This is a genomic window from Streptomyces sp. RLA123, assembly GCF_056270165.1.
Map to the genome: position 1 here is coordinate 576,864 of NZ_JBWDOR010000003.1, position 12,476 is coordinate 589,339.

14 protein-coding genes are annotated in these 12,476 nt (G+C 71.3%); 5 read left to right on the forward strand and 9 right to left on the reverse strand.

The features are described from left to right. The first annotated feature begins 81 nt into the window (after positions 1-81). Positions 82-1,035 carry a class I SAM-dependent methyltransferase gene (locus tag RV983_RS02600; protein ID WP_475984114.1) on the forward strand — a complete coding sequence of 318 codons (954 nt, stop codon included), beginning with the start codon at positions 82-84 and terminating at the stop codon, positions 1,033-1,035. 171 nt (positions 1,036-1,206) lie between these two features. Here the strand turns inward: RV983_RS02600 and RV983_RS02605 are convergent, their stop codons facing one another. Further along, positions 1,207-3,192 (reverse strand): DUF1996 domain-containing protein, encoded by a 1,986-nt coding sequence (locus tag RV983_RS02605; protein ID WP_475990201.1) that lies wholly within the window; start codon positions 3,190-3,192, stop codon positions 1,207-1,209. 247 nt (positions 3,193-3,439) lie between these two features. Here RV983_RS02605 and RV983_RS02610 point away from each other — a divergent pair, with 247 nt between their 5' ends. Next, a complete protein-coding gene (locus RV983_RS02610) occupies positions 3,440-3,778 on the forward strand; it encodes a hypothetical protein (protein WP_475984115.1) in 339 nt (112 codons plus the stop codon). 18 nt (positions 3,779-3,796) lie between these two features. Here the strand turns inward: RV983_RS02610 and RV983_RS02615 are convergent, their stop codons facing one another. From RV983_RS02615 to RV983_RS02630, 4 genes are all read right to left on the reverse strand, one after another. Further along, positions 3,797-4,810, reverse strand: a complete 1,014-nt coding sequence (locus tag RV983_RS02615) for an alcohol dehydrogenase (protein ID WP_475984116.1) — start codon at positions 4,808-4,810, stop codon at positions 3,797-3,799. A 180-nt stretch (positions 4,811-4,990) separates the two neighbouring features. Beyond that, positions 4,991-5,350, reverse strand: coding sequence for an ArsR/SmtB family transcription factor (locus tag RV983_RS02620; protein WP_475984117.1), 360 nt, complete (start codon positions 5,348-5,350; stop codon positions 4,991-4,993). Positions 5,351-5,420: 70 nt separating this feature from the next. Beyond that, on the reverse strand, positions 5,421-5,840 hold the full coding sequence (locus tag RV983_RS02625; RefSeq protein WP_475984118.1) for an SRPBCC family protein: 420 nt from the start codon (positions 5,838-5,840) through the stop codon (positions 5,421-5,423). Between the two features lie 74 nt (positions 5,841-5,914). Further along, positions 5,915-6,340 (reverse strand): organic hydroperoxide resistance protein, encoded by a 426-nt coding sequence (locus RV983_RS02630; protein WP_475984119.1) that lies wholly within the window; start codon positions 6,338-6,340, stop codon positions 5,915-5,917. 479 nt (positions 6,341-6,819) lie between these two features. Here RV983_RS02630 and RV983_RS02635 point away from each other — a divergent pair, with 479 nt between their 5' ends. Continuing rightward, positions 6,820-7,257, forward strand: coding sequence for a DUF7336 domain-containing protein (locus RV983_RS02635; RefSeq protein WP_475984120.1), 438 nt, complete (start codon positions 6,820-6,822; stop codon positions 7,255-7,257). Between the two features lie 47 nt (positions 7,258-7,304). Here the strand turns inward: RV983_RS02635 and RV983_RS02640 are convergent, their stop codons facing one another. The 3 genes from RV983_RS02640 to RV983_RS02650 form a co-directional block, all read right to left on the reverse strand. Continuing rightward, positions 7,305-7,931 (reverse strand): CGNR zinc finger domain-containing protein, encoded by a 627-nt coding sequence (locus RV983_RS02640; protein ID WP_475984121.1) that lies wholly within the window; start codon positions 7,929-7,931, stop codon positions 7,305-7,307. A 194-nt stretch (positions 7,932-8,125) separates the two neighbouring features. Beyond that, complete coding sequence (locus RV983_RS02645) at positions 8,126-8,977, reverse strand: MBL fold metallo-hydrolase (RefSeq protein WP_475984122.1); 852 nt, start codon at positions 8,975-8,977, stop codon at positions 8,126-8,128. Between the two features lie 37 nt (positions 8,978-9,014). Further along, positions 9,015-10,004 (reverse strand): quinone oxidoreductase family protein, encoded by a 990-nt coding sequence (locus RV983_RS02650; RefSeq protein WP_475984123.1) that lies wholly within the window; start codon positions 10,002-10,004, stop codon positions 9,015-9,017. A gap of 165 nt (positions 10,005-10,169) precedes the next feature. Here RV983_RS02650 and RV983_RS02655 point away from each other — a divergent pair, with 165 nt between their 5' ends. Beyond that, positions 10,170-10,799, forward strand: a complete 630-nt coding sequence (locus tag RV983_RS02655) for a TetR/AcrR family transcriptional regulator (RefSeq protein ID WP_475984124.1) — start codon at positions 10,170-10,172, stop codon at positions 10,797-10,799. 141 nt (positions 10,800-10,940) lie between these two features. On the opposite strand, the gene RV983_RS02660 is transcribed toward RV983_RS02655, so the two are convergent. Continuing rightward, complete coding sequence (locus RV983_RS02660) at positions 10,941-11,531, reverse strand: flavodoxin family protein (protein WP_475984125.1); 591 nt, start codon at positions 11,529-11,531, stop codon at positions 10,941-10,943. Positions 11,532-12,083: 552 nt separating this feature from the next. On the opposite strand from RV983_RS02660, the gene RV983_RS02665 reads away from it, so the two are divergent. Continuing rightward, complete coding sequence (locus RV983_RS02665) at positions 12,084-12,272, forward strand: phosphotransferase (protein ID WP_475984126.1); 189 nt, start codon at positions 12,084-12,086, stop codon at positions 12,270-12,272. Positions 12,273-12,476: the final 204 nt, after the last annotated feature.

A 12,476-nucleotide genomic window follows, 5' to 3' on the forward strand; every position in this document is an offset into this window, starting at 1 on the left:
TGATTACGGGCCCGACGCAGACCTGTCAACGCGGACCCGGCGAGGCGAGGGGGCAGCGAAATCGGGCACACCGGTGGAATCATGGACAGCCGAGCGGTGCCGGATCCGGGCGAGGGTGGGGTGGTGGACATGACGGCGGCCGGCTGGAAGTGGGACGACACGCTGTTCTCGGGCACGGCTCCCTACTACCGGCGCGGGCGGCTCCCCTACGCTCCGGGGCTGGTCGACACGCTCGCCAGGGAACTCGCGCTCGACGGACAGGGGCGCCTCATCGATGTCGGCTGCGGGCCGGGCACCCTCGCCCTGAGCCTGGCGGACCTGTTCGGCGAGACCGTCGGGGTCGACCCGGACGACGGGATGATCGCGGAGGCCGAGCGCGGCGCCGCCGAACTCGGAGTGAGCGGCAGGACGCGGTGGGTGCGGGCCCGGGCCGAGGAACTACCCGCGGGACTGGGCACGTTCACGGTCGCCACCTTCGGCCAGTCCTTCCACTGGATGAACCGCGACCTGGTGGCGGCGACCATCCGGGACATGCTCCGGCCGGGCGGGGTGCTCGCGCACGTCTCCGACGCGAAGACCGAGTCCTGGCCACTGGACGGCCTCCCGCATCCGGCCGTGCCCTACACGGCCGTCAGTGAACTGGTCCGGAACTACCTCGGACCGGTCCGACGCGCCGGCCAGGGGTCGCTGCCACAGGGAACACCCGGCGGCGAGGCCGCGATTCTCACCCGCGCGGGGTTCTCGGGACCGCGACACCACGTCGTTCCCGGCGGACAGGCACGGGAACGCACCTGCGACGACGTCGTGGCGTGGGTGTTCTCCATGTCGTTCTCCGCGCCGCACCTGTTCGGGCCGCGCCAGGGCGCCTTCGAGAACGACCTGCGCCGACTGCTGCGGGAGGTCTCCGCATCGGGCCGGTTCAGCGAACGCCGGCCGAGCACCGAAGTCTTGCTCTGGGGGAAGGGCCCCGCCCACGCGTCACCCGGGCCCGCGTCCGGGCCCGCGTCCGGGCCCGCGTCCGGACCCTCTGCCTGACGCCTCCACCACCGTCGTGCCGGGCGTGACCGGCCTCGCATCCCTTCCCCTTCGAAACTCCGTCCGTCGTGCCCGATGCCCCACCAGCCCCGACGGCACGGCGGTCCCCCTGGTGAACCGGGCGATGCGCCGGTCGCCAGGGGGACCTGGTCGTGTCCTGTCAGGGCCGAGCTAGCGGGAACCGCGCTTGACGCTGCGGAGCAGGACGAATCCCGCGATCGCGAGTACCGCTCCGAGCGCCGCCGGCCACAGGTTGGCACCGGTGTCGGCGAGGCCGCCGCTGATCTCCTGCTGACCAGCCTGTCCCGCGGGACTCGGGGCCGCCACGGCGGCGGGAGTCTCCTCGGCCGCACCCGTGCCCGACTGGTGGTCGTGGTGGTGTTCCTCGGGGACCACGGCCGCCGGGTCGTCCGTCGCACCCTGGTTCGCGGGAGGAGCCGGGTCGGCCTTGGGCGTCACGGTGCCCGGGACGGTGGGTGCCTCGTCCCCGGGCTGCCCGTCCTCCGGTGCGCCGCCCGAGGGCTCGGTGCCGTACCCGCCGCTCCCGGGGGCCTGTCCGTTGTCACCGCCGTTGCCGCCATCGCCGCCGTCACCACCGGCCGCCGTGCCGGATGTCGGCTCGTCCGACGCGGTCGGCTCCTGCGTCGGATCTTCCGATGCCGGGGGCTCCTGCGTCGGCTGGTCCGAGGGCTCCTGCGACGGCTGCTCACCGGCGCCGCAGGTGCGGCCCTCGTTGATGCAGTCGGCCGCCTCCTGCATCAGCTTCTCGTCGAAGATGTTGATGAAGTCGCCGTGGTCGGTGATCGGCTTGTGCAGGTTCTCCGGGAAGGAGTCGACCGCGAACAGCGGGACACTGCGCCCGCCGTCCGCCAGGCTCGGCGCGTCGACGTCGTAGACGATGCGCTGGACCAGCTGCGGGATGGCCACGAATCCCTGGGGACAGTTGCCCGCGGGGTCGGCGAACGCCACGTGCGTACGGTGGTTGGCGCTGTCGACGTTCCGTCCGTCCCAGCAGCTCTGGAACCTGAAGGTCCGCACCACGTCACTGCCCTTGGGGCACAGCGGGTACTTGTCCTTCAGCTGCCGGTCCTCGTGACCCGTGCAGCTCCACGACGCGTTGGCGTTGGCGGGGCCGTTGACGAACGCCTTGGCATCACCGGTGATGATGCGCAGCAGGCGCGGCATCGGGGTGACCTTGGTGAGCGGGTTGCCGACGAAGGTGAGGGTGACCTGCTCGGGGGTGACGATCTGACCCGCGTTGCCCTCGGTTCCGCCGCCCGGTGCGTCTGCGTCGCGCTCCTTGGTGCCGTTCTGCAGCCGCAGGACAGGCCAGTAGTACGACGACTTGTCGCCCTGGTCCTGGCAGCTGGTGTCGGCCTTCGCCAGGTCGTCGATGGTGGCCAGGCCGTTGTTGTCCTGGTTGCCGACGTAGTCGTGGAAGTGGTGGGCGCCGTTGGTCACCCCGGGCGCCACGATGATGTTGTCGGAGTTGAACAGGCCGCCGGCGTTCACTCCGCACTCGGTGGTGAACGTGCCGGGCGAGGCGTCCGACGGCCGCGGTGAGCGCGGCGCGTCCGAGGGCACGCTCATGATGTCGGCGAAGTCCGCCGCGACCGGGCCGTTTCCGCCCTGGCCGCCCTGGCCGCCTTGGCCGCCTTGGCCGCCGCCCCCCTGATCGCCCGGCGCACCCTGGCTGTTCTGGTCCCCGGCCGGTGCGGTCGGCTGCCCGTCGGCCGGCGGACTCTGGGTCTCCGGTGCGCGCAGGCCGCACGCGGCGAGATCCTCGACGCCCTGTGGGCGGTCCCCCGCCCGGTCGATGGCTTCCAGGATCCGCGCGATCGTCGCGGCACGCTTGTCCTTCAGCGGGCCCAGGATGGCGTTGTCGGTGAAGGCGGCGTCCTGCTGCTGGGCCGCCGACGTCTCCTTCAGGCGCTGGTAGGCCTCGGCGATCTGCCCGTCCAGAGAAGCGAGTTCCCTGTCGACCTCCTCCTTCGCGCCCTCCGGCACGGAGGTGAGCGCGTTGCCCACGTCCGGGCAGTCGACCGTGAAGGCCTGCGGGGCCGCAGAGACCGTCTGAGCGTCCGGAGCGCCTGTCGCGTCACCCTCGGTCGCGGAGGCGAAGACATTCGCCGTGACCAGTACCCCGCCTCCCAGCATCAGGGCGACGGCCACAAAAGTGCCGCTCCGCGTGCCGGTAGCGCGTCTGCGCGTGTTGCGTCCCAAGGAAATCCTCCTGCGCCCGATGGGTGACGGCCTGACACAGCAAGCCGCCACCTCATACGCAGAGGACACCTCTGGTGTTCAACCGCCCCGGAAAACAACTGGAGTTGCATTCTGCCGCGGCCCGGGGACCGCGAGCCCCCGGTGTGCTTTCCGGTGTGCGGCCGGTGCGAAAATCGGCCCCATGGCGACCCCGAGCTACATCGACTGCTGCACCGGACCCGCGCTCGACTGGGTGCGGACGCTGTATCAGTCGGCCCATGACCAGGAGTCCCTGCTGCGGTGCGCAGGCTGCCTGACCTTCTGGTTCCACCGCTTCCACGAGTACACCGACTGGTCGGACGGGAGCGACGACCTGACGAGCTGGTACAGCCGGCTCACCGCCGCGGAGGGCGAACGTCTCCGGGACAGCACCGACCCGTCGGCCGAGGACCTGTCGTTCCTGCGAACGCGGTCCAGCTGGATGGACGACGCCCGAGGGGTCCATCGGGCCGAAGGCGCTCCGGATCGGCCGTTCGGCTGACGCCCGCACCCGGACGGCTCAGGGGACGACGACCATGCGGAAGCGCGCGGCGCCCGACATCATGCGGGCGAACGCCTCGTTGATGCCGTCCAGCGGCATCGTCTCGGCCATGGGGCGGATCCCGGCGAGGGCGCTGAAGTTCATGGTGTGCTCGACGTCGCGCGAGGTACCGGAGGGGTGGCCGACGACCGAGCGGGACGTCAGGACCAGCTGGGCCGGGGTGATCGGCATCGGCTCGGGGGTGAAACCGACGACGATCAGCTCTCCGCCGGGCCGCAGCCCGTCGACTCCCGCCGCCATGGCCTGTGAGTTGGCGGCCGTGGCGAGGACGACCGTCGCTCCGCCGAGGGCCTGCAGGGCCTTGGCGGTGTCGGTGGCGGAGCTGTCGACATAGTGGTGGGCACCGAGCTCCACGGCCAGGGCCCGCTTGTCCTCGCCCCGCGCGACGGCCACCGTCTCGTACCCCGACTTCGCCGCGTACTGGACCGCCAGGTGACCGAGGCCGCCGATGCCGATCACGGCGACGAGGTCGCCAGGCCGGGCGATGCTCTTCCTGAAGGCGTTGTACGTCGTGACGCCCGCGCAGCCGAGCGGCGCGGCGTCGACGGCCGACAGGCCGTCGGGGATCCGGGCCAGCGCGTTGACCGGCGCCACCATGTGGGTGGCGTATCCACCCTCGTACGCCCAGCCGGGTACCTGCAGGTTCCGGCAGTCGATGAAGTCGCCTTCGCGGCAGGGCGGGCAGTGGCCGCAGTGACCGCCGAACCAGCCGACCTCCACGCGGTCGCCGACCCTCCAGTGCCGCACGCCCTCACCGAGGGCGTCGATGCGCCCGGCGACCTCGTGGCCCGCGACCAGCGGGAAGGTGACACCGGGGAGGGCGTTGTTGACGAAACCGGCGTCGGAGTGGCACACACCCGAGGCCTCGACGGCGATCCGCACGTGGCCGGGGCCGGGCTCCGGGAGTTCACGCTCGACGATCTCGAATGGTCCGCCCGGTTCGGTGACCTGGGCCACCCGCATGGAGTTCATCGCCCGTCCGGTGTGTGAGGGGTACGGCACGCAAGGCGTCGGTCCCGCTCATCGTGGCACGGGAGGCACACTCGCGCGCGTCGAGCACCGGCCACCGCAGGGCCACGCCGTGAGCTGATGCGGGTCCCCGGGCACCGCCCCCACGGCTCTGAGGCAACGGGCCGCCGCGGCCGCGCCGGCTCAGCCTTCCCGGGTCGCCGTCTCCTTGATCCAGACGTCCGCGCCGACGTCGTCGTGGCCCGCCGCGGCCAGTACCGCCTCGAGCAGCTCGGGGAAGCGCTCCTCCATCTCGGCGGACCGGGCCACGACGTAGCAGCGCGTGCCCTCCTCGCGGGTGCGGATCAGGCCGGCGGACCGGAGGACGGAGAGGTGGTGGCTCTGAGTGGACTTGCCGACGGGCACCTGGAGCGCGCCCCATCCCCGCTCGACGCCGTCGGAGAGGACACGCATGAGCCCGACACGGATCGGGTCGCTCAACGCGGCTGTCACATCCGTGAGTTGCACATCGGCGAGGTCGGGGTGCTCATGCTTCTTTCTCACCCTTCCATGGTACGTCGCGTTTGACGTTCGACGAATGGCGAACACGGGCGGCGCCCAGGGCGCCCATGACCTACGTGGCCTTCAGCGGTCGCCGGTAGGACTTGCGCAGGGACGGGGCGGCGACGGGGAGCAGCCCGGCGAGCAGCTTGCCCTTGAATGTGCTGGGTTCCCTGGTGAGTTCGACGTCGATCCGGGTGCCGTCGCCTTCGGGGGTCAGCTGGAAGACCCATCCGCCGCCGGGCCCGAAGACCTTCGACTCGTGCGTGGTGATGGTGACGCGCCCTCGTGCGGTGTCCCACTCGTAGCGCGCGCGTTCCCATGCGGACGTGGTTCCTTCGGTCACTTCGGCCCAGGTGTCGCCGATCGCGTGGATCGTGACGGTGTCGATCGTGGGCCAGTTCTCGGCGCGCGAGGGGCCGAAGTCGGTCAGCACCGCCAGCGCTTCCGACGGGCTGAGCGTGGATTCGAGGTGGAAACGCACGACGGACATACGGGTTCTGCCTTTCTTGGTGAGGGATCGTTCCGGGGGCGCCGGGCCTGCGGGCGGCTGCTCGGTGCGGGCTGTCAGACCGCGGCGGCGTTGACGGTGACGGGGATGTTGCCGCGGGTGGCCTGGGAGTAGGGGCAGGTCCGGTGGGCGGCCTCGCCGAGTTCGACGGCGGTCGCCTGGTCGACGCCGCCGAGTTCGACGTTGAGAACGGCGGCAAGGCCAAAAGCGCCGGCGTCGTCCTGGGCGAGGGTGATCTCGGTGGTGATGGCGGTGCTGGTCAGCCGGATCTTGCGCTGAGCGGCGACCAGGCGGACGGCGCCGAGGAAGCACGAGCCCCAGCCGGCGGCGAAGAGCTGCTCAGGGTTGGTGGCGTCACCGGCCCCGCCCAGCTCCTTGGGGAGGGACAGGGTGGTCTGCAGGAGACCGTCGTCGGACTGCACGCGTCCGCCGTTGCGGCCCTCGCCCGTCACGTTCACGACAGCGGTGTAGTCGATGGCCATGGCCTGTCTCCGTCTCATCACCGGGAGACTTGAGCGTCACCCGTTCAGGTAGTGACGAGATCATGGCAGCCACGTGCGACACCTGTCAAACAGGTGACGCTGCGAACCGGGTGCGATCGTCGCCCCGCACGACATCATCAAAGTACGAGCGCTTCTGACACCGGAGAGGCTCCGTCAGCACAGCGCCGCTCGGTGCGGCTCCTTCCTGCGAGGTCCCCGATCTCCTCCACGCCGATACCTGCGGAACGCGCGTCGGCTGCTCCCCGAGGCGGGCGGCGCCCAGGACTTCTTCGACGCCACGCTCGCGCTGTATCCCGACCGCATCCCGCTCCGGCGCACTGTGGGGTGCGGCCGTCACGCCCTTCCCGGCGGGGTGAACCCGGGCCCCCGAAGAGCCCTCCGCACGACGGGCGGACGGCCGGGCCCGGCATGTGATCATGGGGGTGGTGGCGGATCGCTCGGATCGGGCAGTGTGACTCATGACCGCGGTGCACGCGCTGATCCACCTTCACGACTTCGCCGACGGGAGCTCCGACTTCAAGCTGATCGGGGTCTACTCGTCGCGGGAGAGAGCGGCACGGGCCCGGGCGGCCGCAGTGGAACTCCCCGGATTCAGTGACTTTCCGGCGGGCTTTCACATCGATCCGGTGGAGGTGGACCCCGCGGGACCGGGCGGCCGGGGAGTCGAACACGGCCTCCCCGAGGAGCTGTTCCTGCTCTTTCTGACCCTGCCCGACTCCGGGCGCGGCGAGGAGGTCAGGATCCTCGGGGCCTTCCACACGGAGGAGGCAGCCGACGCCGCGGCTGCGACAGCCCTGCCGCGGCCGCGCTCCGGCGAGTGGGAGGTCTGCCCGGTGGACTTGGACGAGAGCGCGTGGAACGAAGGCTTCGTCACCGTCGCGCCCGGGGAGGACTGAGGCATTCCCGGTCCGCTCCGCTCGCGTCGCAGGGCCCGCTCAGGCCCTCACTGCGCCGAGGACGGCCCGCGCTCCTTCAGACGGGCCCGGTAGGCCCGTACGTTCTGGGCGTTGCCGCAGGTCGTGACGTCGTGCCAGACGCGGGAGCAGTTCTTGGAACGGTCGTAGAACGCGCCGCGGCAGCGGGGGTTCGCACACACCTTCAGCCGGCGCAGCGTCCCGCCGTAGGAGGCGGCCACCAACTGGATCAAGGTGTACGAGCGCAGGGCTTCGACGTCGTCCCCACAGGGCCGCAGTCGCGCGCCTCCCGCGCCCAGGGTGACAGCGGCCGTCGTCTCGATGGAGGGAACTGCGACGGTCTCCGAGGACCCCTCGACGGGGCCGGAGGAGAGCACGGCGCGCAGGTCGTCGCGGAGCGACAGGACGCGGCGGAGTCCGTCGGCGTCGAGGTCGTCCGGCATCGCCGGGGCCCCGGGGTCGACCCGGTGGAGGACGGCGAAGGACGAGTCGAGCCACTGCCGCGCCGACGCGGCCGACTCCAGGAGGTCCGGCCGGCGCGGCTTGCCGAGGCTCGCCGTGTTCAGCAGGTCCTGGACGAATCCCAGACCGCCCGGAGCACCGCTCTCCGCTTCCTCGTAGCGGGCGGAGGCAGGCCATCGGACCGCTGTGGTCACCTCTTCCTCCTCCTCCCATGCAGATGTAAGAGCCTATCGCCAACACCTCTGGCATCGGGCCGGGGGGTGGCGGTCCCCGCGACGGCCGACTATTCGCCCCTGAAGTCGACGACGGACCGGATCCGCCGGGCAGGGCGACCGACATCGCGCATCCCGCCCTGCCCGCTTGCCACGGGCTTCGGCGCCGAGCGGGATCACTCGCCCAGGAGGGCGACGGCTCCGTACCAGACCGGGCCGGTGTTGATCCGGTCCGGGTGACGGCGCAGCATCTCGTCGTAGAAGTCGCGCGCGCCGGACGCCGTCTCCAGCAGCTCCGCGACATCGCGCAGGTACTGCCGCGTCCGGCCGATGGCGGCCGGCGAGTCGGGCAGGTCCTTGTTCTTGTGTCCGGCGACGACAGCGCTCGGGTTCAGGGCCTCCACCCGGTCGAGTGCCTTCTGCCACTCCTCCAGGCCCCCGTCCACGCCTTCGGTGACGTACTGGTGGACGCCGTTGTAGACGACGTCGCCGGCCACCACCAGGCCGATGGACGGCACGTGCAGGACGGTGGTCCCGTCGGTGTCCGTGTGCCCGGTCTCCACCGGGCGCAGCACGCTGCCCTCCAGTGCGAACCCGCCCGCCGGAACCGGCTCGGCGAGAACGGGGCTGTCCGGGATCTGGCCGGGCCACAGCACGTCCCACATCTGCGCGCGGCCTTCGGTGGCCTGCCGGCGCATGAGCTCGATGGTGCCCTCGGTGGCGTGGACCGTGGCGCCGGGGAAGCGCTTGAGCAGTTCGGCGGTGCCCAGCCAGTGATCACCGTGGCCGTGGGTGATGTAGACGTACCGCAGACGCTTGCCGGATGCCTCGATCCAGTCGCCGGTCTCCTTGATCTGGTCGTGGGTGAACGGAACGTCGACGAGAACGGCGTCCGTCTCCCCCTGGATCAGCGTGCTGGTGATCGGCGAGGAGACGATGGGGCCGCCGTCCGGCAGACGCTGGTCGCCGGCGCGCGGCGCGCCGGCCACGACGAGGGTTTCGTAGGTCAGGGGCCTCGGGGTGTTCATGGGTGTTCCTCCCGTGCTCGCGAGGGGTGCAGTGGAATCACATGCCGAGGAGCACCCGACCGAAGGGTCCGCCCTCGATGAGGTGGCGCTGGGCCTCGGCGGCCCGCTCCAGGGGGAAGACGCGGTCGACAAGGGGGTTGATCTCCTTGCGGACGACCATGTCCAGCAGCTTCACGTTGGCCGCGTCGATCTGCTCCTGGGTGAACATCGCGAACTGGAAGCCGCGTACGCGGGCCGCCTTCCAGATCAGGTCGGTGACGTCGATCTCGGCCCGCGTACCGGCCGAGTAACCGATGCTGATCAGGATTCCGCCCCTGGCGAGCGCGCCCAGTGCCTGGCCGGTGATCGGCCCGGCCACGCCGTCGAGGACGATGTCGACGCCCTTGCCGCCGGTGAGTCGCGCGACACCGTCGCGCAGCGATTCGCGGGCGAGGTCGATGACCTCGTATCCCGCCGCCCGGCTCAGCTCCGCCTTGGCCGTGGTGGTGGCGGTGGTGATCGCGAGGGACGCGCCCAGCTGCCTGGCGATCTCGACGCCGCCCTGACCCACCGCGCCACCGCTCCCGGGGGCGAGCACCGTGGCGCCCGGCTGGATCCCGGCCAGTTCGGTGAGCGCGAGATGGGCGGTGAGGTAGCCGGCGCCGGTCGACAGCGCCGCGGCACTGGTGTCGTCGATCCCGTCGGGAACGGCCAGCAGGTGGGCCGGATCGGTCACGATCCAGTCGGCCCAGGTGCCGTCGGCCCCGATGCCGTAGCGGCCGCCGCTGATCATCACCCGGGTGCCCGCCGCCGGACCGGAGGCGCCGGCTTCCTCGACCGTCCCCACGCCGATGCTCCCCGCCGTGACCGGGAAGGGCTTGACGGAACCGGGGGGCAGCTTGCCCCGGCGCACGGTGTCGTCCAGCGGGTGGATGCCGGCCATCGCCAGCCGTACCAGTGCCTGCCCCTCCTGGGGCGCGGGCCTGGGGATGTCGGCCAGGTGCAACACGTCGTAGTCACCGAACCGGTCGTACTGGACAGCTCGCATCGTGATGGCCTTCCGCATGTCTGGTCGTGGCGGGGCGAGCGTCGGCCCGGCCCGGCGGTGGCACCGCCTGGGGTAGCACCGCACCGCCCAGCCAAGTAAAACGATCGCTTTCCTCGACGCTAATACAGCCGGCCATCGAAGTAAAGCGACTGTTATACTTCTGCCGTGGAGACCGAGAGCACGTCCGGAACCCGTCGCCGCGGCGGCCGGGGCGCGCGTGAGCGCATCATGCGGGCGGCCGCGAGGCTGTTCTACGAAGAGGGCATCCACGCCACCGGCGTCGCGCGCCTGGTGGAGACCGCGGAGGTCTCCACGCGCACCTTCTACCAGCACTTTCCCACCAAGACGGCCCTGGTGCAGGAGTACCTGCGCGCGTACGAGACCGGACTGGCGCACCGGATCGAAGAGCACATGAAGCGGGAGGGGCTCACCCCCAGGGATCAGTTGCTGGCCCTGTTCACCATGGTCGCCGACGCGGCCCACGGCCCTTCGGGGACGGTGAACACCCGCGGCTGCCCGCTCCACAACGCCGCCGTCGAAGCCGCGGGCAGCATGCCCGACGTGCGGGATCTGGTCCGGCACAACAAGCAGGGCGTCGTACGGCAGCTCACCGAGATCGCCGCCCGTGCCGGTGCGGCAGCCCCGGAGCAACTGGGCCGCCACCTGGCCGTTCTCCTCGAGGGTTCCACGGCCCTGTCGACCTCACTGGACAGCCCCCGCCCCCGCGACGACGCCGTGGAAGCCGCCCGCGTACTGATCGATCACGCCCTTCCCGGAACGCGGCCCGCCGCCTGACGCCCGGCCGGTCCCCGCGGGGCGGCCGGCTCCGGACGCACGAGCAGCCGGCACACCCTGGGGTGTACCGGCTGTGTGTCATCCGGGCCCGCCCGGCCCACCGCCTTCCGGTGGCGGGGCGGACGTGAGCGGCCCGTTTACTCAGGCGCCGACCGCCACGCGACCGGCGGCGTAGATGCGGGTCTGCTCGGCGATGCGGCGGCCGAGGTGCTCGGCGGTGGCGATGTCGGCCCTGTGGACTTCCTCGGGACCGTGGTCGGTGTGGGTCTGGGCACCCGCGCCGAGGTAGAAGCCGAGGCGGTTGAGGTCGTCCTCGGAGGCGGTGGAGCTGTTCCAGCCCGGGTGCAGGCCGAGATTGACCCAGGTCATGCCGTGCTGGGCCGCGAGGACGGTGAAGTACTGGAGCGTGTGGAGCTTGTCGCCGCTCTTCGCACCGGAGTTGCTGAACCCGGCGGCGAGCTTGTTCTTCCACGAGTGGACGAACCACCGCTTGGACGTGGCCTCGGCGAACTGGTGGAAGGCACCGGAGGCCGTGCCCATGTAGGTCGGCGAACCGAAGACGATCGCGTCGGAGGCGTCGAGCAGGGCCCACTGCTCATCGGTGATCTCATCGACCTTGATCAGGTGGACGACGCCTCCCGCCTCGACCACACCATCGCGTACGGCCTCGGCCAGGACGGTGGTGTGGCCGTAACCGGAGTGGTAGGCGATCGCTACGACGGGACTGGTCATGAAGTTTCTCCTCCAGGCAGTGGATCCGGCCGGTGTGGCGGCCGGTGCGTTCGGCCTTGCATCTCCCTGGACCGGGCAGCCTCCGACGTTGTGACACCCAAGGGGCGGTCTGTGAGCGGGAGCACCTCCGTTCCCACCGCCACCGGTGCCGTGGATCCCCGGGCCCCGGGACCGCCATCGGCGACAATGCACTGATGCATGCTCTGCTTCAGGCGTGGGGCGAGGTCCGGGTCGTCGGCCGGCTCTCCGGCGGCCGTCAGCAGGCGGCAGCCGCCCGCCCTGGAGTGGGAACTCGACCTGCTGGAGTCTCTGGCCGCCCACGGATTCACCGTCCCGGACGTGGTGCCCGCCGCGGACGGCCGCCGTCACATCGACGGCCTCGTGGTCCGGCGGTGGGTGGAGGGCGCACCACCCGTACCCCCGGGACCGGCTGGTTGCCGCGGCCGAACCGCGACGACTTCACCCGCTCACGCGGGGGTGGACCCAACGGCCCGGATTCTGTTCGGCCACTGATCTGCTCCGCCGCGACCGCGCCGGCGACATCTGTCCCTCATGCGCCGACAGGTGGTCGCGGCCTGCCGCAAGGCCTGGCGGCGACTGGAGGGCACACCGCAGGCCGTCGTTCACGGCGACCCCGCCGTCGCGAACATCCGCGTGGCCAAGGGCGGTGTGGGATTCGTGGACTGGGACGAGGCCCGCGTCGACCCCGTCGACCACGGTCTCGCCGCTCTTCCCACCTAAGCCCTGCCGCCGCCGTACCGACTGGCCCGTGCCGAAGCGGCCGTCCACGCCTGGGAAGCCGCGAACGGATGGCTCGCCGGGCCTTCGTACACGCGCGAACGCCTCGCACAACTCGGCCTGGTGCCGGGGGAATTCCCGCCGACCCGGCGACCCGGACGAGTGGTGTGTCACCGTGGGGACCACCGAGCACAGAAGGCACATGCA

Excerpts from the sequence above, each read along its gene's own strand:
- RV983_RS02610 (WP_475984115.1), top strand. The coding sequence starts at position 3,440 with ATGGCGACCCCGAGCTACATCGACTGCTGCACCGGACCCGCGCTCGAC.
- RV983_RS02630 (WP_475984119.1), bottom strand. The coding sequence starts at position 6,340 with ATGGCCATCGACTACACCGCTGTCGTGAACGTGACGGGCGAGGGCCGC.
- RV983_RS02650 (WP_475984123.1), bottom strand. The coding sequence starts at position 10,004 with ATGCGAGCTGTCCAGTACGACCGGTTCGGTGACTACGACGTGTTGCAC.
- RV983_RS02605 (WP_475990201.1), bottom strand. The coding sequence starts at position 3,192 with ATGCTGGGAGGCGGGGTACTGGTCACGGCGAATGTCTTCGCCTCCGCG.
- RV983_RS02645 (WP_475984122.1), bottom strand. The coding sequence starts at position 8,977 with ATGAACACCCCGAGGCCCCTGACCTACGAAACCCTCGTCGTGGCCGGC.
- RV983_RS02665 (WP_475984126.1), top strand. The coding sequence starts at position 12,084 with ATGCGCCGACAGGTGGTCGCGGCCTGCCGCAAGGCCTGGCGGCGACTG.
- RV983_RS02625 (WP_475984118.1), bottom strand. The coding sequence starts at position 5,840 with ATGTCCGTCGTGCGTTTCCACCTCGAATCCACGCTCAGCCCGTCGGAA.
- RV983_RS02635 (WP_475984120.1), top strand. The coding sequence starts at position 6,820 with ATGACCGCGGTGCACGCGCTGATCCACCTTCACGACTTCGCCGACGGG.
- RV983_RS02600 (WP_475984114.1), top strand. The coding sequence starts at position 82 with ATGGACAGCCGAGCGGTGCCGGATCCGGGCGAGGGTGGGGTGGTGGAC.
- RV983_RS02660 (WP_475984125.1), bottom strand. The coding sequence starts at position 11,531 with ATGACCAGTCCCGTCGTAGCGATCGCCTACCACTCCGGTTACGGCCAC.
- RV983_RS02615 (WP_475984116.1), bottom strand. The coding sequence starts at position 4,810 with ATGAACTCCATGCGGGTGGCCCAGGTCACCGAACCGGGCGGACCATTC.